Annotated in this window: 22 protein-coding genes; 7 read left to right on the top strand and 15 right to left on the bottom strand. The window is 70.4% G+C overall.

Annotation, left to right across the window (positions count from 1 at the left end; translation table 11 throughout):
- Positions 1-26: 26 nt before the first annotated feature.
- Positions 27-1352, top strand: coding sequence for a M20/M25/M40 family metallo-hydrolase (locus EOE66_RS00905; RefSeq protein WP_245478845.1), 1326 nt, complete (start codon positions 27-29; stop codon positions 1350-1352).
- Here the strand turns inward: EOE66_RS00905 and EOE66_RS00900 are convergent.
- Genes EOE66_RS00900 through EOE66_RS00875 form a run of 6 tightly spaced genes read right to left on the bottom strand, consistent with a single transcriptional unit; the run spans position 1346 to position 7079 of the window.
- Positions 1346-2248: a 2-hydroxyacid dehydrogenase gene (locus EOE66_RS00900; protein WP_128226814.1), complete on the bottom strand. Its 903-nt coding sequence runs from the start codon at positions 2246-2248 to the stop codon at positions 1346-1348. The two genes, EOE66_RS00905 and EOE66_RS00900, sit on opposite strands and share 7 nt — an antisense overlap.
- Positions 2245-2745, bottom strand: a complete 501-nt coding sequence (locus tag EOE66_RS00895) for a CinA family protein (RefSeq protein WP_128226813.1) — start codon at positions 2743-2745, stop codon at positions 2245-2247. Before EOE66_RS00895 ends, EOE66_RS00900 begins: the two co-directional genes overlap by 4 nt.
- Positions 2733-3260: a phosphatidylglycerophosphatase A family protein gene (locus tag EOE66_RS00890; RefSeq protein ID WP_128226812.1), complete on the bottom strand. Its 528-nt coding sequence runs from the start codon at positions 3258-3260 to the stop codon at positions 2733-2735. The genes EOE66_RS00895 and EOE66_RS00890 overlap by 13 nt, the downstream gene beginning before the upstream one ends.
- 1 nt (position 3261) lies before the next feature.
- Complete coding sequence (gene thiL, locus EOE66_RS00885) at positions 3262-4227, bottom strand: thiamine-phosphate kinase (RefSeq protein ID WP_128226811.1); 966 nt, start codon at positions 4225-4227, stop codon at positions 3262-3264.
- Positions 4228-4229: 2 nt separating this feature from the next.
- Entirely contained in the window at positions 4230-4883 is a 654-nt protein-coding gene (locus EOE66_RS00880) for a response regulator transcription factor (RefSeq protein ID WP_128227458.1), read from the bottom strand.
- Positions 4884-4898: 15 nt separating this feature from the next.
- On the bottom strand, positions 4899-7079 hold the full coding sequence (locus EOE66_RS00875; protein ID WP_375137447.1) for a PAS domain-containing sensor histidine kinase: 2181 nt from the start codon (positions 7077-7079) through the stop codon (positions 4899-4901).
- Between the two features lie 206 nt (positions 7080-7285).
- Here EOE66_RS00875 and EOE66_RS00870 point away from each other — a divergent pair, with 206 nt between their 5' ends.
- From EOE66_RS00870 to EOE66_RS00860, 3 genes are all read left to right on the top strand, one after another.
- Positions 7286-9619, top strand: coding sequence for an NADP-dependent malic enzyme (locus EOE66_RS00870; RefSeq protein WP_128226810.1), 2334 nt, complete (start codon positions 7286-7288; stop codon positions 9617-9619).
- A gap of 125 nt (positions 9620-9744) precedes the next feature.
- Positions 9745-10182, top strand: a complete 438-nt coding sequence (locus EOE66_RS00865) for a guanyl-specific ribonuclease (RefSeq protein ID WP_164884949.1) — start codon at positions 9745-9747, stop codon at positions 10180-10182.
- Positions 10183-10238: 56 nt separating this feature from the next.
- Complete coding sequence (locus EOE66_RS00860) at positions 10239-10634, top strand: barstar family protein (protein ID WP_128226809.1); 396 nt, start codon at positions 10239-10241, stop codon at positions 10632-10634.
- Positions 10635-10869: 235 nt separating this feature from the next.
- Here the strand turns inward: EOE66_RS00860 and rsmA are convergent, their stop codons facing one another.
- The 3 genes from rsmA to EOE66_RS00845 are packed head-to-tail and all read right to left on the bottom strand — an operon-like array spanning position 10870 to position 15415.
- A complete protein-coding gene (rsmA, locus tag EOE66_RS00855) occupies positions 10870-11640 on the bottom strand; it encodes a 16S rRNA (adenine(1518)-N(6)/adenine(1519)-N(6))-dimethyltransferase RsmA (protein WP_128226808.1) in 771 nt (256 codons plus the stop codon).
- A 48-nt stretch (positions 11641-11688) separates the two neighbouring features.
- On the bottom strand, positions 11689-13035 hold the full coding sequence (locus EOE66_RS00850; RefSeq protein WP_128226807.1) for a peptidylprolyl isomerase: 1347 nt from the start codon (positions 13033-13035) through the stop codon (positions 11689-11691).
- Entirely contained in the window at positions 13028-15415 is a 2388-nt protein-coding gene (locus EOE66_RS00845; RefSeq protein ID WP_128226806.1) for an LPS-assembly protein LptD, read from the bottom strand. Before EOE66_RS00845 ends, EOE66_RS00850 begins: the two co-directional genes overlap by 8 nt.
- 131 nt (positions 15416-15546) lie before the next feature.
- Here EOE66_RS00845 and EOE66_RS00840 point away from each other — a divergent pair, with 131 nt between their 5' ends.
- Entirely contained in the window at positions 15547-16149 is a 603-nt protein-coding gene (locus tag EOE66_RS00840) for a hypothetical protein (protein WP_128226805.1), read from the top strand.
- A gap of 68 nt (positions 16150-16217) precedes the next feature.
- Here the strand turns inward: EOE66_RS00840 and EOE66_RS00835 are convergent, their stop codons facing one another.
- The 3 genes from EOE66_RS00835 to EOE66_RS00825 all read right to left on the bottom strand — a co-directional run bounded on the left by EOE66_RS00835 (position 16218) and on the right by EOE66_RS00825 (position 19664).
- The gene (locus tag EOE66_RS00835) at positions 16218-16670 is read right to left on the bottom strand and encodes a fasciclin domain-containing protein (protein ID WP_128226804.1); all 453 of its coding nucleotides are present in this window, start codon (positions 16668-16670) and stop codon (positions 16218-16220) included.
- Positions 16671-16731: 61 nt separating this feature from the next.
- Complete coding sequence (locus EOE66_RS22325) at positions 16732-18537, bottom strand: fasciclin domain-containing protein (RefSeq protein ID WP_310733080.1); 1806 nt, start codon at positions 18535-18537, stop codon at positions 16732-16734.
- A gap of 149 nt (positions 18538-18686) precedes the next feature.
- Positions 18687-19664, bottom strand: coding sequence for a LysR family transcriptional regulator (locus EOE66_RS00825; protein WP_128226803.1), 978 nt, complete (start codon positions 19662-19664; stop codon positions 18687-18689).
- Positions 19665-19746: 82 nt separating this feature from the next.
- On the opposite strand from EOE66_RS00825, the gene EOE66_RS00820 reads away from it, so the two are divergent.
- Together EOE66_RS00820 and EOE66_RS00815 are read left to right on the top strand one after the other, a co-directional pair.
- On the top strand, positions 19747-21603 hold the full coding sequence (locus EOE66_RS00820) for an ABC transporter ATP-binding protein (RefSeq protein ID WP_128226802.1): 1857 nt from the start codon (positions 19747-19749) through the stop codon (positions 21601-21603).
- Between the two features lie 21 nt (positions 21604-21624).
- A complete protein-coding gene (locus tag EOE66_RS00815) occupies positions 21625-22284 on the top strand; it encodes a DedA family protein (protein WP_128226801.1) in 660 nt (219 codons plus the stop codon).
- A gap of 115 nt (positions 22285-22399) precedes the next feature.
- Here the strand turns inward: EOE66_RS00815 and EOE66_RS00810 are convergent, their stop codons facing one another.
- The 3 genes from EOE66_RS00810 to EOE66_RS00800 form a co-directional block, all read right to left on the bottom strand.
- Positions 22400-23077, bottom strand: coding sequence for a PEP-CTERM sorting domain-containing protein (locus tag EOE66_RS00810; RefSeq protein ID WP_128226800.1), 678 nt, complete (start codon positions 23075-23077; stop codon positions 22400-22402).
- A gap of 190 nt (positions 23078-23267) precedes the next feature.
- Complete coding sequence (locus EOE66_RS00805) at positions 23268-24992, bottom strand: DUF885 domain-containing protein (RefSeq protein WP_128226799.1); 1725 nt, start codon at positions 24990-24992, stop codon at positions 23268-23270.
- Positions 24993-25000: 8 nt separating this feature from the next.
- Positions 25001-26359, bottom strand: a complete 1359-nt coding sequence (locus tag EOE66_RS00800; RefSeq protein WP_128226798.1) for an aminopeptidase P family protein — start codon at positions 26357-26359, stop codon at positions 25001-25003.
- Positions 26360-26363: the final 4 nt, after the last annotated feature.

Here is a 26363-nt window from a genome sequence, read left to right as displayed (position 1 = left end):
GCCTTGCGCGGGCCTCTGCCGCCCCCTTGTTCGCCGCCTTGTTCGCCGCCTTGCTGGCGGGCCTAGTCCCGGCGGCCGCGCAGGCCGCGCCGGTGTGGATCACCGTGGGCGACGACGCCTACCGCGTGCTGCAGAAGGTGGCGCCCTCGGCGCGCGCCGTGGCCACGCGCGGCGTGGCCGTCAACGTGCCGGTGCAGCGCGGCAGCGCCCGCCTCACGCAGGCCATCGAGAACGTGCACGTGGTCGAGATCGACGACAACATGATCCCCACGCTGTCGCTGGCCGTGCACATGAAGCTGGCCAAGTGCGGGGGCTTCATGCAGCACGCCAGCCAGGCCGAGGCCCTGGCCGCGCTGCACCGGCTGGAAGGCAACCCCGAGCCGCTGCTGGCGCCCAGCTACACCATCGACAACCAGACCCAGGTGAACGCCATGCTGCCGCAACTGCAGGCCAGCAACCTGCTGTCCACCATCACGCAGCTGTCGAACTTCCAGAACCGCCGCTACAACAGCACGCACGGCGTGGCGGCCTCCAACTGGCTCCTCAGCCACTGGCAGAGCCTGAACCCCGGCAACCGCCGCACGATCCGTGTGCGCCAGATTCCGCACACCTGGGCCCAGCCCTCGGTGGAGTTCGAGATCCTGGGCACCGGCAACTCGGGCGAAACGGTGGTCATCGGCGCCCACCTCGACAGCATTGCCGGCAGCGGCATCGAGACCTCGCGCGCCCCTGGCGCCGACGACGACGCCAGCGGCGTGGCCGGCCTGACCGAGATCATCCGCGTGATGATGGCCAGCAACTACCAGCCCAAGCGCAACATCCGCTTCATCGCCTACGCGGCCGAAGAGGTGGGGCTGCTCGGTTCCAAGGCCATCGTCGCGCAGCAGGCCGGGCGCCGCGACAAGGTGGTGGGCGTGATGCAGCTCGACATGACGGCCTTCCAGGGCAGCGCCACCGATCTCTGGATCTACACCGACTTCACCAACGCAGCCCAGAACGCCTTCGTGGCCAATCTCGCGGCCACCTACCTGCCCACGCTCACGGTGGGCTACGACCGTTGCGGCTACGGCTGCAGCGACCACGCATCGTGGCACGCCGGCGGCTTTGCGGTGAGCTTCCCCTTCGAAAGCTCCGACCTCACCTACAACCGCGCCATCCACACCGCCAACGACACCATCGCCACCTTCGGCAACCAGGCCAACCACGCGCTGAAGTTCACGCAGCTGGCGCTGGCTTTCTTGGTGGAACTGGCCAGCGACGCCACGCCGGCCGTGGCGCGCGGCGAAGCGGCTGCGGCCACCCGCAAAGCCCCCGGGGCTGCCCGCGCGGTGGCCACCACCGCCGCTCAGTAAGCGCGCGCGCGCTCCACGCGGTGCGCCGGCTCGCCGCCGGCCAGCACCGCACGCACATTGGCCGCGGCCACCTGCGCCGCGCTGCGCGGGTCGGTGGCGGCGGCGGCGTGGGGCAGCACCGTCACCTGCGGGTGCTGCCAGAAAGCATGCCCCGCGGGAAGCGGTTCCTGGTGGAAGACATCCAGCACCGCGTGCCCCACCTGCCCGCTGGCCAGCGCCGCCAGCAGGTCTTCGTCCAGCACGTGCGCGCCCCGCGCCAGGTTCACCACGCCGGCCCCGCGCGGCAACGCCGCGAAGAAGCCCGCGTTGAGCAGGCCGCGCGTAGCCGGCGTGAGCGGCAGCAGGTTCACCACGATGTCGGCCTGCGCCAGCAGCGGTGCGAGCGCCTGGCCGTCGCGCCGCCAGCCGCTGACGGCGTAACCCTGCTGCGCCAGCCGCGCCGCGGCCGTGCCGCCCATCTGGCCCTGGCCCAGCACCAGCACGCGCACTTCATCGGCACGGCGTTGGGGAAGTGGCTGCCACGCCTCGGCGCGCTGCTGCGCGGCGTAGGTGAAGAAGTGGCGGTGCAGCGAGAGCACGGCCCACAGCGCGGTTTCCGCCATCGCGGCGTTCATGGCCGGGTCGACCATGCGGGCCAGCGGCACGCCGTGCGGCAGCGTGGTGTCGGCCAGCAGGCGGTCGACACCGGCCCACAGGCTCTGGATGAGCCGCAGCGCCGGCAGGCCTTGCAGGCTGCCGGGCGGCGGGTTGGCCACGATGGCGGCCACCACCTCGGGCGCGGCTTGCTGGGCCTGCGCCGGGTTCAGCAGCGTGGCTTCGGGCAGGGCGGCTTGCAGTGCCGCGCGCCAGACGTCTTCTTCGCCCGGATCGAAACTGCCGGCCAGCAGCAGCTTCATGCCGCGGCTTCCGTGCGTGCGGCCTCGTTCAGGCGCCGCAGCGCCGCAGCCACGGTGGCGCTGCGCACGGCGCCGCGGTCGCCATCGAGTTGCAGGCGTTCGGCCTGCACCTGTGCCGCCGTGCCCCAGGCCAGCCACACCGTGCCCACCGGCTTGCCCGGCACCGCACCGCCGGGGCCGGCGATGCCCGTCACGGCCACGGCCAGTTGCACCGGGGCGTGCTGCAGCGCGCCCTGCACCATCGCGCGGGCCACCTCTTCGCTCACCGCGCCGTGCGCGGCGATGAGCGCCGGCGGCACGCCCAGCAACTCGGTCTTGGCCTCGTTGCTGTAGGTGACGAACCCGCGCTCGAACCAATCGCTGCTGCCGGCCAGGCTGGTGCAGGCCGCGGCGATCAGGCCGCCGGTGCAGCTCTCGGCCGTGGCCAAGCGCCAGTTTCGGGCGCGCAGCGCGGCCGCCAGGTCTTGAAGCGGGGTCTTGAGGCTCAGGAATTCCATGCGCGCATCCACACGGCGATGACGAGCAAGGTGCAACCGGCTGCCACCAGGTCGTCGAACAGGATGCCGAAGCCTTGGCGCCAGCCGATGGCCTCGCCCGCACGCAGCTTGAAGCGGCGGTCGGCCCAGCCCACCGGGCCGGGCTTGGCGGCGTCGAAGTAGCGGAACAGCGCAAAGGCCGCCAGCTGCGCCCACCAGGCCGCGGGCGTCAGCAGCCACAGCACGATCCAGAAGGCGACGATCTCGTCCCACACGATGGCCCCGGGGTCGGCCACGCCCATGTGCTGCGCCGTGCGGGTGCAGGCCCAGGTGCCGACGATCAGCGCACCGGCGATCAGCCAGCCCCAGGCGGCTGCACCCAGCCACTGCGAGAGCACCAGGAAACTCAGCCAGCCCCACAGCGTGCCCACCGTGCCCGGCGCCTTCGGGCTGAGCCCGCTGCCGAAGCCTAGAGCCAGCCAGCGCGCAGGGTGGCGCCACATGAAGCCGGCGGTGGGGCGCGCGATGCCGCTCATGTCACTGGAAATGGTCGAAGCTGCGCCAGGGCGTGGGCACGGGCTGGCCGGCGGCGTTGATCACGCGCAGGCCCGGCGTGGCCTCGATGCGGCCGCAGCAAGTGACGGTCACGCCGGCCTGCCGCCCCGCTTGCAGCACCGCGGCGTGGGCCGAGGCGGGCGCGGTGAAGAGCAGCTCGTAATCGTCGCCGCCGGCCAGCAGGCACTCGTGCTGCAGCGCCTGTGGCTGGGCGGCCAGCACCGCGCTGCGCGGCAAGGCGTCCACCTCGACGGTGGCGCCCACGCCCGAGCGTTGCAGCACGTGGCCCAGGTCACCGAGCAGGCCGTCGCTGATGTCGATGGCGCTCGTGGCCACGCCGCGCAAGGCCAGGCCCAGCGTCACGCGCGGCTGTGGCAGCTCCATCGCGCGGCGCACGGCTTCGAAGGCCTCGCCCGGCAAGGCGTGCGTGCCGCGGAAGACCTCCAGCGCCAGCCGCGCATCGCCCAGCGTGCCGCCGCTGACCCACAGCTCGTCGCCCGCCCGCGCGCCGCTGCGCAGCAGCGCCTGCCCCGCCGGCACCTGGCCGAAGACGGTGATGCAGAGGTTCAAGGGCCCGGCCGTGGTGTCGCCGCCCACGAGTTCGATGCCGTGGGCATCGGCCAGTGCGAACAGCCCGCGCGCAAAGCCGGCGACGAAGGTCTCGTCGGCGCGCGGCAGCGCCAGCGCCAGCGTGCAGCCCAGCGGCTCGGCGCCGCAGGCGGCCAGGTCTGAGAGGTTCACCGCCAGTGCCTTGTGGCCCAGGCGCTCGGGCGCCACGGTGCTGAGGAAGTGGCGGCCTTCCACCAGCATGTCGGTGCTGATGGCGAGCTGCTGGCCGGGCGCGGGCTGCAGCAGCGCGCAGTCGTCGCCCACGCCGAGCGCCAGCGCCGGCCGCGCGCTGCGGCCCGGGCGCGTGAAATGCCGCGCAATGAGTTCGAACTCGCCCATGGTCAGGGGCGCGGCGGGCTGTCGCGCAGCAGGTTGGCGAGTTCGACGGCTGACTTCACGCCCATCTTCTCGAACACGCGCGCGCGGTGCACTTCCACCGTGCGCACGCTGATCTGCAGCTCGTCGGCGATCAGCTTGTTCGGTCTTCCCTCGGTGACGAGCTGGGCCACCTCGCGTTCACGCTCGGTGAGCTCGTTCCAGGCGCGGGCGGTGAGGTCTTGCCCGCGGCGCGCCAGCAGGGCCTGCGCGCTGAGCTGCAGGGCCTGCTCGACGCGGTCGACCAGCGTGTTGTTCGAGAAGGGTTTCTCGACGAAATCGAAGGCGCCGCGCTTGACAGCCGCCACCGCGGTGGGCACGTCGCCATGGCCGGTGAGGAAGATCACCGGCAAGGTGGGCAGCATGCCGCGCTGTGCCAGGCTTTCGAACAGCACCAGCCCGCTGGTGCCGGGCATGCGAACGTCCAGCACCAGGCAGGAAGGCGCCGTGGGCCAGGGCGTGCCACGTTGGGCGAGGTGTTCTTCGAAGGCCTCGGCACTGCCGAACCCTTCTGACAGCAGCCGGCGTGAGCGCAGCAGCCAGGCCAGGGCGTCGCGCACCACGTCTTCGTCGTCGACGAGGTAGACGACCGGGAGGCCCAGGGAGGGGTCGAGCTGCAAGGTCACGGGGCGGCTTCAGGCGGTGGCGCGGGAAGCCGAAGTTTCGCCGCTTTCGGGCGCCGCCGAAGCTGTCGGCGCAGCAGCGGGTAGCGTGAATCGGAACTCGGTGCCGCGGCCCGCCGGCCCCGGGCCGTGGTCGAGCGCGCCGCCGTGCTGTTCGATCACCGTGCGGCACAGGCTCAGGCCCAGGCCCATGCCCTCGGGCTTGGTGGTGAAGAAGGGCGTGAACAGGCGAGCGGCCACGTCGGGGGGGATGCCCCGGCCGCAGTCGATGACCGACACCGTCACCCAGCGCGGGTGCGTCTGGCGCGCGCGCAGCGTGAGCACGCGCTCGGCCGCCGGCGTGTGGCCTTCCATGGCCTGGATGGCGTTGCGCGCCAGGTTCAGCAGCACCTGCTCCACCATCGTGCGGTCGCAGCGCACGCGTGGCGTCTTGGCCGCTGCCGTGCCGTCGCCGGCCGGGGGCAGGTCGATCTCGATGCGCGTGCCGCTCTTGCGCGCCTGCAGCCGCGCCAGCGGCAGCACGGCTTCGAACAGGCGCTCGGCCGTCAGCGTCTCGTGCAGCTGCTCGCGGCGGCGCACGAAGTCGTGCACGCTCTTGATCACGCGGCCGGCGCGTTCGGCCTGCTCGGCCATGCGTTCCAGCGCGCCGCGGATCATCGCGGGCATCTCGGGGTTGGCCTGCATCTGCGGGTCGGCCATCAGGTTCAACGAGCCGCTGGCGTAGCTGGCGATGGCGGCCAGCGGCTGGTTCAGCTCGTGGCTCAGCAGGCTGGCCATCTCGCCCACGGTGGCCAGGCGCGCCGTGGCCTGCAGGCGGTCTTGCTGCTGGCGCGAGAGCTCTTCCACGCGGCGCTGCGCGCTGAGGTCGACCACCGCGCTCATCCAGCCGGTGTGGCGGCCCTGGCCGTCCACCAGCGGGGCCTCGTAGATCATCACCGGGAAGCGTTCGCCGTTCTTGCGCATGAACACGGTTTCCCAGCCTTCGCGCGGGTCGCGCGGGTCGGCCGGTGCCGGGCCCTCGCTCTCGTGCCCCAGGCGCAGCTGCTGGCGGCGGTGGTACTCGGCCGCAAACTCCGGCGGCCAGTAGGGTGGTGTGTAGGGCGCGCCCGTGTCGGTGCTGGGCGCGAACAGTTCGTCGGCGCTGCAGCCCACCATCGCGCAGAAGGCTGGGTTCACGTAGGTGATGGCGCCGCGCAGGTCGCGTGCGCGCAGGCCGGTGGAGAGCGAGTCTTCCATCGCCTTGCGAAAGGCCAGCGCCTCGGCCAGCGCGCTTTCGGCAAAAGCGCGGCGGCGCACGTCGCGGGCCAGCAGCAGCACCAGGCCGAAGAGCGCGATCGACAGCCCCAGCACCAGCGCGGTGGCCAGGTTGGGGATGAGGCTGGGCCGCCCGGCGCTGCTGTCGGCGCGCAGCTGCAGCGTGGCGCCGTGCAGGTCGACCACGCGCTCGGCGGTGTAGACGCCCGCGCCGCGCGGCACGCCGGCGCGCGCCAGCCGCGTGCCATCGCCCTCGACGAAGCTGATCTCGTGGCGGCGCAGGCTGCGCGCGGTGATCGAGGCTTCCAGCAGGTCGGCCAGCGCGAAGCTGGCGACGAGGAACCCCGCCTCACGCCCTGCGTTCTGCATCGGCAGGCAGAGGTCGATCACCTCCAGGCCCAGGCCCGCCTGCAGCGGCACGAAGTAGCTGCGCGAGAAGGTGGGCGCGGCGCTGCGGCGCGCCGCGTTGCAGGCGAGTTCGGCGTCTATCGACAACTCGGCGCGGGGCAGGGTGTTGAACAAGCGCGGCAGGTAGGGCGTCTGCGCCGCCTCGGTGACGGCCAGCGAGGGCGCGCGCCATTCCACCCGCTTGAGCTCGCGCTGCGTGCGCAGCAGGGCCTCGGCAGCGGCGCGGGCATCGCCTGGTGCGCCCTCCACCCACGACAGCGACTGCAGTGTCTGCACCACGCCCAGCAGGGCGCGGCGCACCTCGGCCGCGGCCTCGGCGGCGGCGGCGTCGGCCTCTTCCTGCGCGCGCGATTCCTCGTAGCGCACCGTCAGCGCCACCAGCAGCGTCTGCGCCACCACCAGCAGCGCCACCAGTGCGCCCCAGAGCAGCGCGCGGCGCGCGCGGCGCGGGGCAACGGCAGCGGGCAGCGGCGTGGCCAGCGCGTCGCCGTGGGTGGTGGGCGCGGCCGGCGGCGGGGGCGTTGGGCTCACGGCGTTGCTCGCAGCGTTGTCCAGGGCACGTGGGGGGCGTCCGGCGGTGGCACCAGGCGGATGGGCCGCAGTATTGGCCGGGGCGAACAGGGCGCGGCTACGCAGTTTCGCGCATGGGCCCAGGGCCCGCAGCACTGACACTGCGCTCCTACAATCCGCGCCCGCCCGCAGCTTGGGGCGCGGCCACACCAGGAGACTCTTGCGCGATGTCCAGCAACGAACAGAAAGCCGCCGAACTGAAGCAGGCCGCGCTCGAATACCACGAGTTCCCGACCCCCGGCAAACTGGCCATCAGCGCCACCAAGCAGATGATCAACCAGCGCGATCTCGCGCTGGCCTACAGCCCGGGTGTGGCCTTCGCCTGTGAAGCCATCGTCGAAGACCCGGCCAACGCCTTCCGCTACACGGCGCGCGGCAACCTGGTGGCCGTGGTCACCAACGGCACCGCGGTGCTGGGCCTGGGCGACATCGGCCCGCTGGCCAGCAAGCCGGTGATGGAAGGCAAGGCGGTGCTGTTCAAGAAGTTCGCCGGCATCGATGTCTTCGACCTCGAGATCAACGAGAAGAACCTCGACAAGCTGGTCGACGTGATCGCCGCGCTGGAGCCCACCTTCGGCGGCATCAACCTCGAGGACATCAAGGCGCCGGACTGCTTCTACGTCGAGCGCAAGCTGCGCGAGCGCATGAAGATCCCCGTCTTCCACGACGACCAGCACGGCACCGCCATCGTGGTGGGCGCGGCGCTGCTCAACGCCTTGAAGGTGGTGGGCAAGCCCATCGGCGAGATCAAGCTCGTCACCAGCGGCGCCGGCGCTGCCGCGCTGGCCTGCCTGGGCCTGCTGGTGAAGCTGGGCGTGAAGCGCGAGAACATCTGGGTGACCGACCTCGCAGGCGTGGTCTACGAGGGCCGCACCGAGCTGATGGACGAGGACAAGATCGTCTACGCCCAGCGCACCCCGGCGCGCAAGCTGGCCGAGGTGATCGAAGGCGCCGATGTCTTTCTGGGCCTGAGCGCCGCCGGCGTGCTGAAGCCCGAGATGGTGGCCAAGATGGCGCCTCAGCCGCTGATCTTCGCGCTGGCCAACCCCACGCCCGAGATCAACCCGGCCGAGGCCAAGGCCGTGCGCCCCGACGCCATCATCGCCACCGGCCGCACCGACTACCCGAACCAGGTCAACAACGTCCTGTGCTTCCCCTACATCTTCCGCGGCGCGCTCGACTGCGGCGCGACGACGGTGACCGACGCGATGGAAATCGCCGCCGTGCACGCCATCGCCGACCTGGCGCAGGCCGAGCAGAGTGAAGTGGTGGCGGCGGCCTACGCCGGCGCCACGCTGAGCTTCGGGCCCGAGTACCTGATTCCCAAGCCCTTCGACCACCGGCTGATGATGATGATCGCGCCGGCGGTGGCGCAGGCCGCGGTGGAGTCGGGGGTTGCGCTGCGGCCCATCCACGACCTCGAGGCCTACCGCGAGAAGCTCAAGGGTTTCGTCTACGCCTCGGGCACGACGATGAAGCCCATCTTCCAGGCTGCCAAGCGCGCCACGCACAAGCGCGTGGCCTATGCCGAGGGTGAAGAAGAGCGCGTGCTGCGCGCCGTGCAGGTGGTGGTGGACGAGGCCCTGGCCCGGCCCACGCTCATCGGCCGGCCAGCGGTGATCGCGCAGCGCATCGAGAAGTTCGGCCTGCGCCTGCAGGAAGGCCTCGATTACGAGGTCGTCAACGTCGAGCACGACGAGCGCTACCGCGATTTCTGGCAGACCTACCACCAGCTCACCGAGCGCAAGGGCGTGAGTGTGCAGATGGCCAAGATCGAGATGCGCCGCCGGCTCACGCTGATCGGCGCGATGATGCTGCGCAAGGGCGAGGTCGACGGCCTGCTCTGCGGCACCTGGGGCACGACGGCCCAGCACCTGCACTACATCGACCAGGTCATCGGCAAGCGCCACGGCGGCAGCCCGCGCACGGTGCAGGACGTGCAGGTCTATGCCTGCATGAACGGGCTGATGCTGCCGGGCCGGCAGGTCTTCCTGGTGGACACGCACGTGAACGTGGATCCCACGCCTGAAGAGCTGTGCGAGATCACGGTGATGGCGGCCGAGGAGATCAGTCGTTTCGGCATCGAGCCCAAGGTGGCTTTGCTCAGCCACTCGAACTTCGGCACCCACGACACCCCCAGCGCCATCAAGATGCGCCGCACGCTGGCGCTGCTGCGCGAGCAGGCGCCCTGGCTGGAGGTGGACGGCGAGATGCACGGCGACGTGGCGCTCGACCCCGCTGCGCGGGCCAAGCTCATGCCCAACAGCACGCTGCATGGCGAGGCCAACCTGCTGGTGCTGCCCAACATCGACGCCGCCAACATCGCCTACAACCTGCTGAAGACGGCGTCGGGCGGCGGCATCGCCATCGGCCCGGTGCTGCTGGGTGCTGACAAGCCGGTGCATGTGCTCACGCCCTCGGCCACCGTGCGCCGCATCGTCAACATGACCGCGCTGACGGTGGCCGACGCCGCAGCCGGACGCAGCCCCGGCACCGCCTGACACAGCCCGCGCCGGCATGTGAGCGCCCACTGAGTACCCCTGCCTGCTGCCCCATTCTTGGGCAGCAGCTTGAGTTTTTAGGGGGGTTCCGCTAACATTCTGGTTTGATTTTTCAGGGTAAACCCGTGTTTCGGACCGGTCTGGCCTCGTCGAGCAGTGGGCTGCGGCGAGCGTTGCACAAGTGGGGGGCTGCCGTTGTGGTGGCCGCTGGCTTGGCGTCCGGTGGGCTGGTGCCGAATGCCATCGCCCGCACCCCTGAGAACCCCTCTCGGGTGCCACCGGTGGCCTTGGTCACCCTGCCGCCAGAGGCGCAAGCCACCCACAAACTCATCCTTGCGGGCGGCCCGTTCCCCTACTCGAAAGACGGCACGGTGTTCGGCAACCGCGAACGCCTGCTGCCCTTGAACCCCCGGGGCTACTACCGAGAGTACACCGTCAAAACACCGGGGCTGCGTCACCGGGGTGCCCGCCGCATCGTCTGCGGCGGCACACCGCCGACGAAGCCCGACACCTGCTACTACACCAGCGATCACTACGCGAGTTTCCAACGCATCGCCCCATGAACGCCGGTGTCGCCAGTTCTGAAACCTTTTCGCCCTTGCCAAGGAGGATCGCGACCATGGAGTTGCAGACCATCCGCTCGAACATCGTGCAGGCCATCCGGGCCTACCGTGTCGACGATCTGATGAAGGCGGCCGACACGGCCGGCCAGCATTTCCTCTACGCCAACCTGTCGGCGGCGCAGTCCAAGCAGGAAGTGCTGGAAGGCATTGCCGAGGCTTTCACCTTTCCGGCGCACTTCGGCAAGAACCTCGACGCCCTGTACGACTGCATGACCGACCTCGTGCACAAGGCCGGCCAGCAGCCGGGCTTCGTGGTCGTGCTGGAGCAGTTGCCCGACAACCCGCGTTTCGACCGCGAAGCGCGTGAGCAGCTGCTGGAGGTGTTCCGCGACGCCGCCGAGTTCTGGGGCGAACGACGAATACCCTTCAGGTGTTTCTATTCTTTTCAGTAGCCCGCTCCCAGGAAAACGGGTCATGGGAGCGGGCTGCTGAGGTGGCCCCGACAACCGCTACGGCGGCGACTGTCAAACCGGCAGTCAAGGTTGTGCCCAAGAACGGCACCAACCCGAACTTCGGCATGAACATGCCGATGATGAGCAGCGCGTTCGATACCGCTGCATGGTTGAGCGCGGCCTGACCCCAGGTCTTGCGTTCTCAAACATCAAGGGCTCCTTCGGGAGCCCATTTTCATGCCTGGGCGGTTTTCGCTGTTCGCGCCAGTGCCAGGTACTCGGCCACCGGCACCTCTTCGGCGCGGCGTTGCAGATCGAAATCGACCTCCAGGCCCTGCTGGGCGATCCAGCGGCCCAGCGTGCCGCGCAGGATCTTGCGGCGCTGCGAGAAGGCCACGGCCACCAGTTCGCCCAGGCGCGCGCCGTCCACGCCATCGTCGGCGGGCAGCGGCTCCATGCGCACGATGGCCGAATCCACGCGCGGTGGCGGGTCGAAGGCCTCGGGCGGCACGTCGAGTACGTTCTCGATGCGGTAGCGCCACTGCAGCATCACGCTCAGGCGGCCGTAGTCCTTGTTGCCGGGCGCGGCCGCCATGCGGTCGACCACCTCTTTCTGCAGCATGAAGTGCTGGTCCTGCACGCGGCCGAAGACGCCCAGCAGGTGGAAGAGGATGGGCGTGCTGATGTTGTAAGGCAGGTTGCCCACCACCCGCAGCGGCTGGCCTGCGGCATCGGCCAGCGCGGCGAAGTCGACGTTCAGCACGTCGGCCTCGATGACGTTCAGGCCGGCCTGCTTGCGCAGCCGGGCGGCGAGGTCGCGGTCGAGCTCGATGACGGTCAGCGCCTGGCAGCGCTGCAGCAGCGGAAAGGTCATCGCGCCCAGGCCAGGGCCGATCTCCACCAGCGCCTGCCCCGGCAGCGGGTTGATGCAGCGCACGATGTCGTCGATGACGGCGTCGTCGGTCAGGAAGTGCTGGCCGAAGCGCTTGCGGGCGACGTGTTTCATCGCGCCGAACCGGGGTTCACGTCAGCGGGCCCAGCCGGGAAGGCCGGCTCACTGCGGCGGCTCGCGGTACTCGACGTAGGCGCGCGAGCGCAGCTCTTTCGTCCACTCGGCATAGGCCTGGTCGAAGCGCTGCTCGCGCAGCACGTTGCGCGCCTGCTCGCGCAGCTGCTTCAGCTCCACCGCCTGCTCGCGGCGCTCGAGCACCTGGATCAGGTGCACGCCGAAGCGCGAGACCACGGGCTCCGACAAACCATTGATCGGCAGCGCGTTCATCGCCTGCTCGAACTCCGGCACCATGGTGCCGGGCGACGACCAGCCGAGGTCGCCACCGCCGGCGGCCGAGCCGTCTTCGCTGAACTCGCGGGCGATGGCGTCGAAGGTCTTGGTGCCGGCCTCGATCTGGCGGCGGTACTCTGCCAGGCGGCGTGCGGCCACCTCGGCCGTGAGCTGCGGCGAGGTGCGCAGCAGCACGTGGCGCGAGCGGGTCTGCTGCACCTGGCCCAGCACCACCTCCTTGCGCGACACCACCTTCAGCAGGTGGAAGCCGGCGCCGGTGCGCAGCGGCTGCGCCGTCACCTCGCCGGGCTTGAGCGCCTTGGTGGCTTCGACGAAGGCATCGGGCAGGCGCGAAGCGGGCCGGGCACCGATGACACCGCCCTGTGCGCGGTTGGCGTCTTCGCTCACCTCGCGGGCCACGGTCTCGAAGGCCTCGCCGCCCTTCACGCGGGCCAGCGCCAGCTCGGCCACGGCACGGCGTGCGGCCACGGTGGCGGCATCGGCGTCTTCGGGCACGGTGACCAGGATCTGCGCCAGGTTGGTCTCGGCGTCGGCGTTGGCCGCGGCGCGCTGCTCTTCGATGTATTTGTCGACCTCCTCGTCGGCGATCTTGATGCGCTGGTAGACCTCGCGCTCACGCAGGCGCTCGATCATGATCTGCTCGCGGATGTTGGCGCGGAAGCGGAAGAAATCGGTGCCTTCGGCGGCCAGGCGCTGGCGCAGCACCGGCAGCGTGATCTGGTTCTGCGCCGCGATGCTCTGGATGGCGCGGTCGACCTCGCCGTCGTCGACCCGCATGCCGCTCTCGCGGGCGTTGCTGATCATCACGCGTTCGTCGATCAGCGCGTCCAGCATCATGCGGCGCAGTTCGGGTTCGGGGGGCAGGCGCACGCCGCGCGCGGCCTCGGCCTGGGCGCGCTCCATGCGGCGGTCGACTTCACCGGCTGTCACCAGCTCTTGGTTCACGACCACGGCGATGTAGTCGCCGCTGCGGGTGCGGGCTTGGGCGTGGGCCTCGGCCCAGGGGCCCAGGCCGAGGCACAGCGCTGCAAGGCCAACGCCGAAGCCGATGCGCAAGGCCTGCGCGGCAGGGCGCAGGCAGAAAAGGGGTTCAGTCATGGACAGGAGCGGTGGGCCGTTCGTCGGCGGATGAGGCCGCGCTGCGCTCGTCGCGCAGCAGGCGGTAACCGGGGATATTGTCCTTCAAGACCCTCAGCGGGTTCGACCCGATGCGCGACAGGCCCACCAGCTCCAGCTGCAGCATCAGCCGCGTGGTGGCTTCGCTGCGGCCGGTGGACAGGCGCTCGGCGACGAAGCGGCCGATCCAGCAGCCCGCGTCGTACTCCAGCCCCAGCACCGAATCGGTGATGCGGCTGTCCTTCAGGCTGTAGTTCACACGCCCCACCGAATACCAGGTGCCGCTGCACGCCTTGCCGCCTTCTTTCGCCTTGCTGCCGCCATAGACCGGCCATTGCCAGCCCAGTTCCATCTGCTCGGACAGGCCGCGCGCCAGGCGGTAGGTGGTGCCGATGGTGCGGAAGGGCCCCGGCGAGTAGCGCACGCCGATGATGGAGCGCACCGAGCGCTGGATGTCGGTGCTGTACTGCACCGCGCCGTCCAGCGTCCAGCCGGGCAGCACGCTGGTGCTGCCGAGCAGCAGCGCGTCGCTGAACTTCTGCTCCAGCGGCGCGCCGTCGGGCGAGCCGTCGGCCTGCGGCGTGACACGCTGCGTGCGGAACAGGTAGCGCTGCACCAGCCCCAGGCGCAGCGCCTCGGCGCCGGTGACGGCGTCGACGAAGCGCGTGGTGACGCCGGCGGTCAGCGCGTTGGCGTCGTTGACGCGGTCCACGCCGGAGAACTGGTTGTCTGTGTAGATGGAGACGAAGTTGAAGTCCTTGGCCGCCGCGTCGTAGCTGGGCAGCTGGCTCTGTGCGCGGTAGGGCGTGCGCACGTAGAGCAGCCGCGGTTCCAGCGTCTGCAGCAGGGCCCGGCCGAAAGCCGTGGTGCGGCGCTCGAGCTCGAAGCCGGTGTCGACGCTGAGCGTGGGGATCACGCGGCCGGTCTTGTGCAGGTCGTTGCGGTAGGCAGCGGCGTTGACGCTCAGGCGCGGCACCAGCCACCAGCCGGGTTCGCGCAGCGCGTGGCTCACGTGGCCGAGCAGGTGCACCCGTTCACCGCCTTGGCGCCCGGCGCGGCTCTCGGTGCCTGTGGGCAGGGTGAAGCGGTTGTATTCGCTTTCCACCGCCACGTCCCAGCCGTCGCGCCGCCAGCCCAGGCGCACACCCACTTGCGGCGTGCGCTCGTAGGGCGACACCACCGCGGCGTCCGAGCCCTGCAGCACCTGCCAGCGCAGGGCGCGCAGGTAGGCCAGCCCCTGCACCTCTCCAGACTGCAGCGGCTGCTCCAGGGCCACGCGGCCCGGCAGCAGGCGCGCCGTCAGGCTGCGGCCGGCGTTCGGAAAATCCTTCCACCACTCGTCGTCGGACACGCGCACCAGGTCCGCGCTGTAGCGCAGCCCGCTGCCCGTGGCGCCCTGGTGCTGCCATTGCAGCGCCTGGCGCGAGCGGCCCGTCAGGCGGTCGTGCGGCAGCCAGTCGAAGTTCACCGTGCCTTCGTCGCGCGGCTCCAGGTAGCGGAACTCGGTGTCCAGGCCCAGGCCACGGCGTGTGATGAGCCGCGGCGTGAGCGTGGCGTCGCGCTGCGGCGCGATGTTCCAGTACCAGGGCACCGAAAGCTCGACACCGCTGCGGTTGTCGGTGTTGATCGAGGGCGGCAGCCAGCCCGACTTGCGTGCGTCAGACAGCGGAAAACTCAGCGCCGGCAGCGCCAGGATGGGCACGCCCAGGAAGCGCAGCACGGCGCCTTCGGCCACGCCTTCGTTCTTGTCGAGGTCGAGGCTCACGCGGTCGGTGCGCAGCACCCAGGCGGGTTCTTCGGGCGTGTCGCGCGGGCAGCTCGTGTACTCGGCCCTGGTGGCGCGCGAACGTGCGCTGTCCCGGAAATCGATGCGCTCGGCGCGGCCGCCGGCGCCCAGCTGCGTGAACTCGAACGCGGGTGTGAGGAAGTAGCCCTCGAACCGTTGCACACGCAGCACCAACTCGGGGCCGGTGTAGATGGCGCCGGCGCGGCTGATGCGCACCTGCCCCTGGGCCGCGGCCTGGTCTTGCGCGGTGTCGTAGGCCAGGCGATCGGCCTTGATCACGGTGCCGCCGCGGCGGAACTCGACCCGGCCTTCGGCCACCGTCTCCAGGTCGGGCTGGCTGGTGATGCGGTCGGCCTGCAGCACGATGGGCAGGCGTTTGGCGGCCTCGCCGCGCGGCAGGGGCTGCAGCAGGCGGCTGGCCTCCAGCTTCAAGGCCGAGCCGCCGCCTGGGGCCGATGCGGCCGAGGCCGCGGCGCTGGCGGCGGGCGGCGGCAGGGGCGCAGGGGGCGCCTGCCCACGGGCTGCACCGGCGCCGGCCAGGAGGCCCGCCGCCAGGGCCAGCGGGGTGTAACGCATCGGGTGCAAGAGGGGGGCGGGTGGGGCCGTGCCAGACGCGGCCGGTTCTTAGAATTCATTATCCATGAGGGGTTTGCAGGCCTCTCGCCACCCACCCCTCCATGCGCCCCGGCGCGAATGGCCCCGTCCCCATGCACGCACCAGACCCCGCGCGGGCGCCCTTGCAGGCGCTGCTGCAGTTCCAGGCCACGGCTGTCGCCGCAGGCGATGACGCGGGCTCGGCGCCCAGCGCGGGTGTGGCTGCGCTGGCGGCCTTCGCGGCGTGGTGCCAGCAGCATGCCCGCGGGCACGTGTGGACCGAGGCCGAACTGGGCGGGTGGGCGCGTGTCTCGCAGGCCCTGCTGATGAGCGAGGCGGCGCAGCCTGTGGTGCCGCTGCAGAAGGGCCCCGGCCTGGGGCCGCTGGTGCATGACATCGCGCTGCTGCTGCGCGCCGAGGGGGTGCACGAGGACGAAGCCGTCGAACTCGACCTCGCCATCCGCTGGTGGGAAGGCGCGCGCCGTGCCGGCCTGCCGGTCGACCCCGATTTCGGCGCTTGCTGGCAAGCCATCGAATGGGCGGCCTTGATGCAGCACCTGCAGCGCCTGTCGGCCGGCGCTGGCACGGCCGAGGCCGAGGCGCGGCTGCTCGCGGCCGTGGCCAAGGTGGCGCTGCGCTACAGCCCGCTCAAGCCGCTGCTGCGCCTGCTGCCGGCCCAGCCCGGGGGCGAGGTGGGCGCGGGCTACACCTTCTAGCCCGCCCATGAAAAAGGGCGCGGCGGCCCCGCAAGGCCCCGCGCCCGGCACACACCGAAAGGGTGTGATTACTTCGGCAGCACCACGGTGTCGATGACGTGGATGACGCCGTTGTCGGCCACGATGTCGGTCTTCACGACCTTGGCGTTGTCGACCGTCACGCCGCCCTTCGTGCCGATGGTCAGCGAGCCGCCCTGCACCGTCTTGACCATGCCGGCCTTGACGTCCTTGGCCATCACCTTGCCCGGCACGACGTGGTAGGTCAGCACGGCGGTGAGCTTGGCCTTGTCCTTCAGCAGCGCGTCGAGGTCGGCCTTGGGGATCTTGGCGAAAGCCTCGTCGGTGGGCGCGAACACGGTGAAGGGGCCCTTGCCCTTGAGCGTGTCCACCAGGCCGGCGGCCTGCAGTGCGGTGGCCAGGGTCTTGAAGCTGCCGGCGGCCACGGCCGTGTCGACGATGTCCTTGGCCTGCACGGCCAGGGTGCTGGCAGCCAGGGCGGCGGCGATGAGGATCTTCTTCATGGTGACTTCTCTTTCAGGGTTGAACAAGGAACAGGAACGGTGCAAAGAACGGCGGCCCGCTTCACGGCGCCGGGAGGATGACCTTGTCGATGACGTGAATGACGCCATTGCTCGTGAGCACGTCGGTGCCGGTGATGTTCGAGCGGCGGCCGCGCGCGTCGGTGATGGCCAGCGCACTGTTGACCGTGAAGGTGCCGCCCTGCACCGTGGTGATGGCGGGGCCGACGGGCACGCCGGCCTTCAGCACGCGGCCGGGCACCACGTGGTAGGTCAGCACCTGGGTCAGCAGCGCGGTGTTGGCCAGCAGCGCTTCCTTGGTCACCCCCAGTTCGGTGAGCAGCGAAGCAAAGGCCGCGTTGGTCGGCGCGAACACCGTGAAGGGGCCCGTGCCCGAGAGCGTGCCCTGCAGGTTGGCCGCGACCACGGCCTCCACCAGGATGCTGAACTCGGGCGCCGAGGCGATGGCGGTCTCGACGATGTTGCGGTTGGCCGGCAGCAGCACCTTGTCGATGGCGTGGATGACGCCGTTGCTGGTGCGCATGTCGGTGGCGGTGATGGTGGCCTTGCGGTTGCGGCCGTCGTTGACCACCAGCGCGCCGTTCACGGCATCCACCTTGAAGATGCCACCGGCCAGCGGCGTGATGGCCTGGCCCGCCGGCACCTGGGCGCGCAGCACCTGGCCGCCCAGCACGTGGTACTGCAGCACGGCGGTGAGCAGCGGCACGTCGGCCAGCAGCTGCGCCTTGGTCAGGCCCAGCTCGGTGAGCAGGCTCTGGAAGGCCGCATTGGTGGGGGCGAACACCGTGAAGGGGCCGGTGCCCGCGAGCGTGCCCTGCAGGTTGGCCGCCACCACGGCTTCCACCAGGATGCTGAATTGCGGCAGTGCCTGCGCCTGCGTGACGATATTGCGCTGCGTGCTCAGCGTGATGTCGGCCGGCAGGATCACCTTGTCGATGACGTGGATGACGCCGTTGCTGGTGAGCACGTCGGTGGCCGTGATGTTTGCGGTGCGTGCGCGGCGGTCTGTGATGGCCAGCGAGGCGTTGACGGTGAGCGTCTCGCCATTGACGGTGGTGACGGCCGGGCCCACCGGCACGTCGGCGCGCAGCACGCGGCCGGGCACCACGTGGTAGGTCAGCACCTTCGTCAGCAGGGCGGTGTCGGCGAACAGCGCTTCCTTGCTGGTGCCCAGTTCCGTGAGCAGGGCGGCGAAGGCGGCATTGGTGGGCGCGAACACCGTGAAGGGGCCGGTGCCCGAGAGCGTGCCTTGCAGGTTGGCCGCGACCACCGCTTCCACCAGGATGCTGAACTCGGGCGCCGAGGCGATGGCGGTCTCGACGATGTTGCGGTTGGCCGGCAGCAGCACCTTGTCGATGACGTGGATCACGCCATTGGCGGCGCTGATGTCGGTGCTGGTGATGGTGGCGGTGCGGTTGCGGCCGTCGGTGATGACGAGCGCACCGCTGCGGTTGTCCACCTTGAAGATGCCGCCAGCCAGCGGCGTGATGGCGCGGCCCAGCGGCACGTCGGCGCGCTGCACGCGGCTGCCCAGCACGTGGTACTGCAGCACCGCCGTGAGCAGCGGCTTGTTGGCCAGCAGCTGCGCCTTGGTCAGGCCCAGTTCGGTGAGCAGGGCGTTGAAGGCCTCGTTGGTGGGCGCAAACACCGTCAGCGGGCCCGGCGCCGAGAGCGCGGTGGCCAGATCGGCGGCGACCACGGCTTCGGCCAGCACCGTGAAGCGGCTGTCGGTCTGCGCGATCTGAACGATGTTCTGGGGCGGGTCGAGCGTGATCTCGTCGCTGCCGCCGCAAGCGGCGAGCGTCGACACCATTGCCAGCGCGAACAGTCGGCGTGTCCAGTGTTGCATCGGGGGTTCCTCCGGCGGGGGCATCAAAGGCGGCGAGGCGCCGCACCGCAGGGTTCTTGAACTGCGGCGGCCGGAGTGTGAACTGATCAGTTCACATTAACAACTGTACGGTCTTGTTGTAACGACTCAGTCGCAAATGCGGGGCGGGATCATCCGGCCGCCGGCATCGGCCCATTCCAGGGCGTGGCGCAGCCGGCGGCCTGCAGCCAGGGGTCGCGGTCTTCGCCGCCGAAGATCTGCAGCAGGAAATCGAGGAAGACGCGCGTGCGTGCCGGCAGGTAGCGGCGCGAGGGCATGCCCGCCCACAGCGTGATGTCGAAGAGCCGCCACTCGGGCAGCACGCGCTCCAGCGCATGCTCGAGCAGGGCGTCTTCGATCACGTAGCTGGGCAGCCCGGCGATGCCCAGGCCTGCCAGGGCGGCGGCATACATGGTGTCGATGTGCGTGGTGGACAGCGCGTTGCGCTCGCGCATGGGCACTTCCACGCGCTGGGCACCGCCGTTCATCGGGCCGCTGAAGAACACCAGGCCGCGCTGCTGCGCGACCATCGGCGGCACCACGGCCTCGTGGTCGGGCAGCTCGGTGGGGTGCTGGGGGCGGCCGCGGCGGTCGAGGTAGTCGGGCGATGCACACACCACCACCTCGCTGCGCGCCAGGCGCCGCGCGATGAAGTCGCCATCGGGCAGCTCGCGGCTGGCGAAGATGGTGATGTCGTAGCTGTCGTCGATGGTGTCCACCGGGCCGGGCGAAGTGATCTCCAGCGTCACCTGCGGGTACTGGGCCTGGAAGCGCGGCATGTGCTTGGCCAGCTGGTGCACGGCGATGGCCGGCGGGCACAGCAGGCGCAGGTGGCCGCGCGGCAGCAGCGTGGCGTCGGCGGCGATGGCCGCGGCCTCGTCCACGTCGGCCAGGATGCCGCGCACCTTGTCGAGGTAGCGCTCGCCCACCTCGGTGAGCGAGAGCCGGCGCGTGGTGCGCGTGAGCAGGCGCGCGCCGAGGTGCTGCTCGAGCTCGGCCACCAGGCGCGTGACCACGGGCGGCGCCATGTCCAGCGAGCGCGCGGCCTTGGCGAAGCCGCCGTCGTCGACGACGCGGGCAAAGACGCGCATGGCGCGCAGCTGGTCCATGGTGGGGCTCTCCTGCAGCGTGAGCCTGCATTCTTGCGGCATCGGCGCCCTTCGGGGGGCACTGCCACAATCGTCCGCATCCATGTTCGCCTTCTTCGAAACCCGCATCCGCCCCACCGCCCGCCCGGGCAGCGCCCCGCCCGCGGGGCTGATGGCCTTCTATTGGCACTACGTGCGCCAGACCAAGGGCCTGTTCGGCGCGATGTTCTTCACGGGCTTGCTGGTGGCGCTGATCGACACGCTGATCCCGGTGTTCATCGGCAAGCTGGTGCGGCTGATGCAGGCCAGCGACCGCGCGGCGGCACTGGCCGACGCGATGCCCATGCTCATCGCGATGGCGCTGCTGATCCTGCTGGGCCGGCCTTTCGCGCTGATGCTCGACAGCCTGGTGCGCAACAACGCCGTGGTGCCCGGCGTCACCAGCCTCATCCGCTGGCAGAGCCACTGGCACGTGGTGCGCCAGAGCTGGCCCTTCTTCCAGAACGACTTCGCCGGCCGCATCGCCAACCGCGTGATGCAGACCAGCAATGCGCTGCGCGACTGCGTGGTGAGCTCCATCCGCGCGGTCTGGTACATCCTGGTCTACGGCCTCTCGGCCACCGTGCTGATGAGCCTGGCCGACTGGCGCCTGGCCATCCCCACGGCGCTGTGGTTCGCGGGCTATGTGTTCTTCCTGCGCCACTTCGTGCCCAGGATGCGCGACCTGGCCAAGACCAGCAGCGAACTGCGCAGCATGGTGATGGGGCGCGTGGTGGACAGCTACACCAACATCCTCACGGTCAAGCTCTTCGCACGCTCGAAGGACGAAGATGCCTACGTGCGCGAGGTGATCGAGGAGCACACCGGCGCCATCCAGGCGCACATGCGCCTGATCACCACCTTCATGACCACGCTGTCGGCGCTGAACGCGATGCTGCTGGTCAGCACCGCGGCCATCGGCATCACGCTGTGGGGGCAGGGGCAGATCGACGCCGGCACCGTGGCCACCGCGCTGCCGCTGGCCTGGACCATCGCCAACGTGGCCGGCTGGGTGAGCTGGGAGGTGACGGGCATCTTCGAGAACATCGGCGTGGTGCAGGAAGGCATGGAGACCATCGCCGTGCCGCACGCCATGAACGACGCCCCGGCCGCGCGCGAGCTGGTGGTGAAGCCCGCGCCCGAAGGCGGCGAGGTGCGTTTCGAGCACCTGACCTTCACCTATGGCCGCAACGACGGCAGACGAGTGCTCGACGACCTGAACCTCGTCATCCGCCCCGGCGAACGCGTGGGCCTCATCGGCCGCAGCGGCGCGGGCAAGAGCACGCTCGTGAACCTGCTGCTGCGCTTCCATGATCTGGAAACGGGCAGCCTGCGCATCGACGGCCATGACGTGCGCGAACTCACGCAGGAGAGCCTGCGCGCGGCCATCGGCATGGTCACGCAGGACACCTCGCTGCTGCACCGGAGCATCGCTGCCAACATCGGCTACGGCCGGCCGGGCGCGAGCATGGACGACATCGTTGCGGCAGCGAAGAAGGCCCAGGCCCACGAGTTCATCCTGCAGCTGCAAGACTGGAAGGGCCGCACCGGCTACGAGGCCCACGTGGGCGAGCGCGGCGTCAAGCTCAGCGGCGGGCAGCGCCAGCGCATCGCCATCGCGCGCGTGGTGCTGAAAGATGCGCCCATCCTCGTGCTGGACGAAGCCACCAGCGCGCTGGACAGCGAGGTCGAACTCGCCATCCAGACGCAGCTGCTCGGGTTGATGGAAGGCAAGACGGTGATCGCCATCGCGCACCGCCTGTCCACCATCGCGCGCATGGACCGCCTCATCGTGCTGGAGCAGGGGCGCATCGTCGAGCAGGGCAGCCATGCCGAACTGCTGGCGCAGAACGGCCACTACGCGAAATTGTGGGCACACCAGAGCGGCGGCTTCCTGCTGGAAGACCTGCCGGCCGCCTGAGCAACGAGAATCCGCGCCGCCATGGAAATCATCAGCTTTCTCATCGACTTCATCCTGAACGTCGACGACCACCTCGCGGCCTTCGTGCAGGCCTACGGCGCCTGGGTCTATGCGCTGCTGTTCCTCATCATCTTCGTCGAGACGGGGCTGGTGGTGATGCCCTTCCTGCCCGGCGACAGCCTGCTCTTCGTGGTGGGCGCGCTCTGCGGCCTGGGGCTGATGAGCCTGCCATTGGCGATGGTGCTGCTGACGCTGGCGGCCATCCTGGGCGACCAGACCAACTACACCATCGGCCGCTACTTCGGGCCCAAGGTCTTCAGCTGGCCGAACTCACGCTGGTTCAACCGTGCCGCCTTCGACCGCACGCACGCTTTCTACGAGAAGTACGGCGGCATCACCATCGTGGTGGCGCGCTTCGCGCCTTTCCTGCGCACCTTCGCGCCCTTCGTGGCCGGCGTGGGCGAGATGACGCGCAGCAAGTTCACGCTCTACAACGTCGGCGGCGGCATCCTGTGGGTGTGCGGCCTCACGCTGGCGGGCTACCTTTTCGGCAACCTGCCCTGGGTGCAGAAGAACCTGTCGATGATCATCTGGGCGATGATCCTCATCCCCGGGCTGCTGGTGATCTTCGGCGCCTGGAAGGCCAGCCGGCAGAAGACGGCCGAAGGCACGGCGGCCTGAGCTTGCCCAAGGTTGCCCTCGAGGCGCCAAAAGAGAAAACCCCGCGAGCTTGGCGCCCGCGGGGTTTCTTGTTTCAGCGCTGGCCGGGCCTGGCGGCCCGGCGGCAACCGGCGCTTCAGCCTTGCTGGCGGCGGCGGGCAGCCGCACCCACCACGGCCAGCAGGCCCAGGCCCATCAACGCGTAGGTGCCCGGCTCGGGAATCGCGCCCACGTTGCCCAGCGTGACGCTGCCGGCCGTCCAGTTGGCATCGATCGCACCTTCGACGTCGTCGAAGCTCTCATAGAACTCGACGATCAGCAGGCCATCGGCGCCGACGTTGAACGACAGGCCGAACTCCGACAGCAGTGCGCTGTCGGCGTAGGTGCCGGTGCCCGGGGCGTCGTCGCCGAAACCTGCCGTCAGCACCACGCCGTCGCCGTTGGAGTTCAGGAAGGAGATGGTGGCCTCCGACAGCCAGCTCGCCCCCACCGTGGCCAGCGAGAGGTTGTAGGCGATGGCGTCCACCAGCGCGCCCGGGGCGAGGTTGAAGGTCAGCACCGTGTTGCCAGGGGCGGCCGGGCCGTCGAAGCTGGCCACGCCGGCGGCGCTGATGACCAGGTCGCTCATCGGCACCGGGGCGGCTGCATTGGGGTTGGCCGGCGCGAACGCGCTGCCACCACCGCCCGAGGCCTTGGCGAAGGTGCCGGTGATCGGCTTGACGCTCGTCTGCGCCTGGGCACTGCCAAAAGCCACGCTGGCCAGCACCATGGCGGCGCCAGCGACGGTGCGCACGGCCCATTGATTCAAAGACATCGATTTCCTCCTGGATGGACACTCGGCCGCGGCAACCCCACGTTCCCGCCGGCCCACGCCCCTAATCTGACAGGCGCCCCCGGCCCTGGCAAGCCGAAACCGGCCGTTCCAGCCCAAAGGCCCCTCATGCGAGGGGCCTTGCGCCCGTGCCTGTGACCCGGCACCCCCTGGGCTCGCTGTGAACACGGCTTCACACCGGTGCGGATGCGCGGCTTTCGGCCCATGCCTGCACGGCGCTGCGCAGGGCCGGCAGCGGCACGCAGCCTTGGGCCAGCACGTGGTCGTGGAAATCGCGCAGGCTGAAGCGGGTGCCCAGCCGGCCTTCGGCCTCGCGGCGCAGGCTGCGGAACTGCATCTCGCCCACCTTGTACGACAGCGCCTGGCCGGGCCAGCCGATGTAGCGGTCGACCTCGGTGGTGACCTCGTGTTCACTCAGGGCGGTGTGCTCGCGCAGGTAGGCCTGCGCCTGCTCACGCGTCCAGCCCAGCCAGTGCAGCCCCGTGTCCACCACCAGGCGGCAGGCGCGCCACATCTCGTAGCTGGCGCGGCCGAACTCTTCCAGCGGCGTTTGGTAGATGCCCATCTCGCTGCCCAGGAACTCGGCGTACAGCGCCCAGCCTTCGCTGTGGGCCGACAGGCCCTCCAGCCGGCGGTAGGCGGGCTGGCTGGTGTTCTCGGCGGCCAAGGCAAACTGCAGGTGGTGGCCGGGCACGGCCTCGTGCAGGGTCAGGGCCGGCAGCGCGTACCAGGCGCGGGATTCCAGCTTGCAGGTGTTCACCCAGTACAGCGCCGCCTGGTCGCTGTCTGCCGCGGCGGGCACGTAGCGACCGCTGGTGTAGAAGGGCGCAAGATCGTCGGGCACGGGCGCCACGCCAAAGGGCTGGCGCGGCAGCTTGCCGAAGAAGCGCGGCAGCACCGTGTCCACGCGCTTGGCGATCCAGGAGGCACGGCCCAGCAGCGCTTCGGCCGATGTTGGGTAGTGCTGCGGATCGTTGCGCAGCTGCGCCAGGAAGTCGGCCAGCGTGCCGTGGGCGCCGCAGGCGCGCATCAGCCGGTGCATGTCGTCCAGGATGCGCGCCACCTCGGCGCGGCCCTGTTCGTGCACCTGCTCGGCCGTCAGCGGCAGCGTGGTGAAGGCGCGCACGCGCTCGGCATAGAAGCCCTCGCCGCCGGGCAGTGCGCGTGCCGCCGTGGTGGTGCGTGTGCGCGGCAGGTACTGGTGGCGCATGAAGTCGGCCAGCTTGGCGTAGGCCGGCAGCACCTTCTGGGCGATCACGCGTTCGGCTTCTTGCGTCAGCTTCTCGAAATCGGCCGGCGCGATGCCCGTGGGCCGTTGCAGGAAGGGCTTGAAGTAGGGCGTGGCGCGGGCATCGCCCCAGGCCAGCATCTGCTGCAGCGGCGCGTCGCGGCCCTGCATCACCACGGCCGGCGGCACCAGGCCGCGCTGCAAGGCCTCGGTCAACAGTTCGATGTGGTCGTCGAAGTAGGTTTCGATGGCAGCCAGCCGCCCCAGGTGGCTGTGCAGCTGCTCGGCGGTGTGCAGCGCCTGCTCGCGCCAGAGCTCGGGCAGGTAGCTGTAGAAGGCCGAGTCGCCGTCCAGCGGCATCCAGGCGCCGCCGTGTTCCAGCTCCACCAGCAGGGTGTCGATCTGGTTGGCATAGACGGCGTGGTCTGCCCGGCGGCCGGGCGGCAGCTGCTCGGCGCTGATGCGACGCAGCGCCTCGCGCGTGCTGCGCCAGCGGCTCAGGCGCGCGGCAAGGCTGTCGGCGTCCATGCGCTCCAGGCGGTGGTCGTGCTGGTGCTCGCCAGCCTGCGTGGCCAGGCGCGGAAACTCGCTCAGGCGCCAGGCCCATTCGTCCTCCACCAGGCGGTCGAAGGCGGCTTCGCTTTCGTTGTGGGTGTTGTGCTTGTCCATCGGGGCCCTCACTCAGCGCCTGCGCAGGCGGCTTCGACTTCTTCCACCGTGCGCGCGATGTGCGGGCCCAGCACGCGGGCGCCGTGTTCGGTGACGAGCACGTCGTCCTCGATGCGGATGCCGCCCGAGCGGAACTGCGCCATGTGGCGCTGCATGGCGCCGTAGTCGATGAGGTCGGTGTGCAGGCCCTGCGCTTGCCACTGCGCGGCCAGCCAGGGGTTGAAGTAGAGGCCGGGCTCCACCGTCAGCACGAAGCCCGGCTGCACCGCGCGCGCCATGCGCAGGTACTTGTGGCCGGGCAGCGTGCTGCGTGTGTTGCCTTCACCGTAGCCCACGTGCTGTTCGCCCAGGCCTTCCATGTCGTGCACGTCCAGGCCCAGCATGTGGCCGGTGCCGCAGGGGAAGACGATGGCGTGCGCGCCCCGTTCGACGGCCTCGGCCGCGTTGCCGCGCATGAAGCCCAGGCCGATCATGCCGTCCACCAGCACGGTGCAGGCGTGCTCGTGCACCTGGCGGTAGGGCACGCCGGGCTTCAGCAGGGCGATGGCTTCCTGCTGGGCCTTCAGCACCACGCGGTACAGGTCGGCCTGCAGCGGTGTGAAGCGGCCCGATGCCGGGATGGTGCGCGTGATGTCGGAGGCATAGCCCAGCGGCGATTCGGCGCCGCTGTCGTTGACCACCAGGTCGCCGGCCTGCAGCGTCTGGTCGTGGTGGTGGTTGTGCAGGATCTCGCCACGGCTGCTGAAGATCACCGGGTAGGCCATGCGCAGGCCGCGTGCGGCCACCAGGCCTTCCATGGCCCCCACCACCGCCTGTTCGGCCACGCCCACGCGCGCCTGGCGCAAGGCCAGCAGGTGCATGTCGCGCGTGGTGTGCAGGGCCTGCTCGATCTGCGCCACCTCGTCGGCCGTCTTCACGGCGCGCAGGGCCACCACGGCATGCAGCAGCGCGGCGCTGGCGCCGGTGGCCTCGCCCGTGCGGGCCACCGGCAGGCGGTGCACGGTGCGGCCCTGGGCCTGGGCCTGTTCCACCAGGGCCTGCAGGCTGGACAGAGGTGCGTGGTGCTCGATGCCGGCGCGCGCGGCCTGCTCGGCGCGGCTGGGCACGGGGCCGGTCCAGACGATGTCGTCGGGGTGCGGGTCGGCGGCCAGCAGCGTGGTCTGGCCGCTGTCGCAGTCCAGCAGCAGGGCGATGTCGGGCACCGCCAGGCCGCTGAAGTACAGCAGCGTGCTGTCCTGGCGGAAGGGGTAGCAGTTGTCGCGGTAGTTGCACGGGCTTTCGGCATGGCCCGGCAGCAGCACCAGGCCGTGGCCGACACGGCGCGCCAGTTCGGCGCGGCGTTGTTGGTAGGTGAGGGTGTCGATCATGCGC

Source organism: Rubrivivax rivuli (assembly GCF_004016505.1).
Classification (GTDB): domain Bacteria; phylum Pseudomonadota; class Gammaproteobacteria; order Burkholderiales; family Burkholderiaceae_C; genus Rubrivivax; species Rubrivivax rivuli.
The sequence above is the reverse complement of the archived record's forward strand: the minus strand, read 5'-3'. Positions and strand labels throughout refer to the sequence as shown.

What these genes read in the sequence shown, in the direction of transcription:
- EOE66_RS00900 (WP_128226814.1), bottom strand. Translation starts at nt 2,248, where the DNA reads ATGAAGCTGCTGCTGGCCGGCAGTTTCGATCCGGGCGAAGAAGACGTC.
- EOE66_RS00895 (WP_128226813.1), bottom strand. Translation starts at nt 2,745, where the DNA reads ATGGAATTCCTGAGCCTCAAGACCCCGCTTCAAGACCTGGCGGCCGCG.
- EOE66_RS00890 (WP_128226812.1), bottom strand. Translation starts at nt 3,260, where the DNA reads ATGAGCGGCATCGCGCGCCCCACCGCCGGCTTCATGTGGCGCCACCCT.
- thiL (WP_128226811.1), bottom strand. Translation starts at nt 4,227, where the DNA reads ATGGGCGAGTTCGAACTCATTGCGCGGCATTTCACGCGCCCGGGCCGC.
- EOE66_RS00870 (WP_128226810.1), top strand. Translation starts at nt 7,286, where the DNA reads ATGTCCAGCAACGAACAGAAAGCCGCCGAACTGAAGCAGGCCGCGCTC.
- EOE66_RS00860 (WP_128226809.1), top strand. Translation starts at nt 10,239, where the DNA reads ATGGAGTTGCAGACCATCCGCTCGAACATCGTGCAGGCCATCCGGGCC.
- rsmA (WP_128226808.1), bottom strand. Translation starts at nt 11,640, where the DNA reads ATGAAACACGTCGCCCGCAAGCGCTTCGGCCAGCACTTCCTGACCGAC.
- EOE66_RS00850 (WP_128226807.1), bottom strand. Translation starts at nt 13,035, where the DNA reads ATGACTGAACCCCTTTTCTGCCTGCGCCCTGCCGCGCAGGCCTTGCGC.
- EOE66_RS00845 (WP_128226806.1), bottom strand. Translation starts at nt 15,415, where the DNA reads ATGCGTTACACCCCGCTGGCCCTGGCGGCGGGCCTCCTGGCCGGCGCC.
- EOE66_RS00840 (WP_128226805.1), top strand. Translation starts at nt 15,547, where the DNA reads ATGCACGCACCAGACCCCGCGCGGGCGCCCTTGCAGGCGCTGCTGCAG.
- EOE66_RS00835 (WP_128226804.1), bottom strand. Translation starts at nt 16,670, where the DNA reads ATGAAGAAGATCCTCATCGCCGCCGCCCTGGCTGCCAGCACCCTGGCC.
- EOE66_RS22325 (WP_310733080.1), bottom strand. Translation starts at nt 18,537, where the DNA reads ATGCAACACTGGACACGCCGACTGTTCGCGCTGGCAATGGTGTCGACG.
- EOE66_RS00825 (WP_128226803.1), bottom strand. Translation starts at nt 19,664, where the DNA reads ATGGACCAGCTGCGCGCCATGCGCGTCTTTGCCCGCGTCGTCGACGAC.
- EOE66_RS00820 (WP_128226802.1), top strand. Translation starts at nt 19,747, where the DNA reads ATGTTCGCCTTCTTCGAAACCCGCATCCGCCCCACCGCCCGCCCGGGC.
- EOE66_RS00815 (WP_128226801.1), top strand. Translation starts at nt 21,625, where the DNA reads ATGGAAATCATCAGCTTTCTCATCGACTTCATCCTGAACGTCGACGAC.
- EOE66_RS00810 (WP_128226800.1), bottom strand. Translation starts at nt 23,077, where the DNA reads ATGTCTTTGAATCAATGGGCCGTGCGCACCGTCGCTGGCGCCGCCATG.
- EOE66_RS00805 (WP_128226799.1), bottom strand. Translation starts at nt 24,992, where the DNA reads ATGGACAAGCACAACACCCACAACGAAAGCGAAGCCGCCTTCGACCGC.
- EOE66_RS00800 (WP_128226798.1), bottom strand. Translation starts at nt 26,359, where the DNA reads ATGATCGACACCCTCACCTACCAACAACGCCGCGCCGAACTGGCGCGC.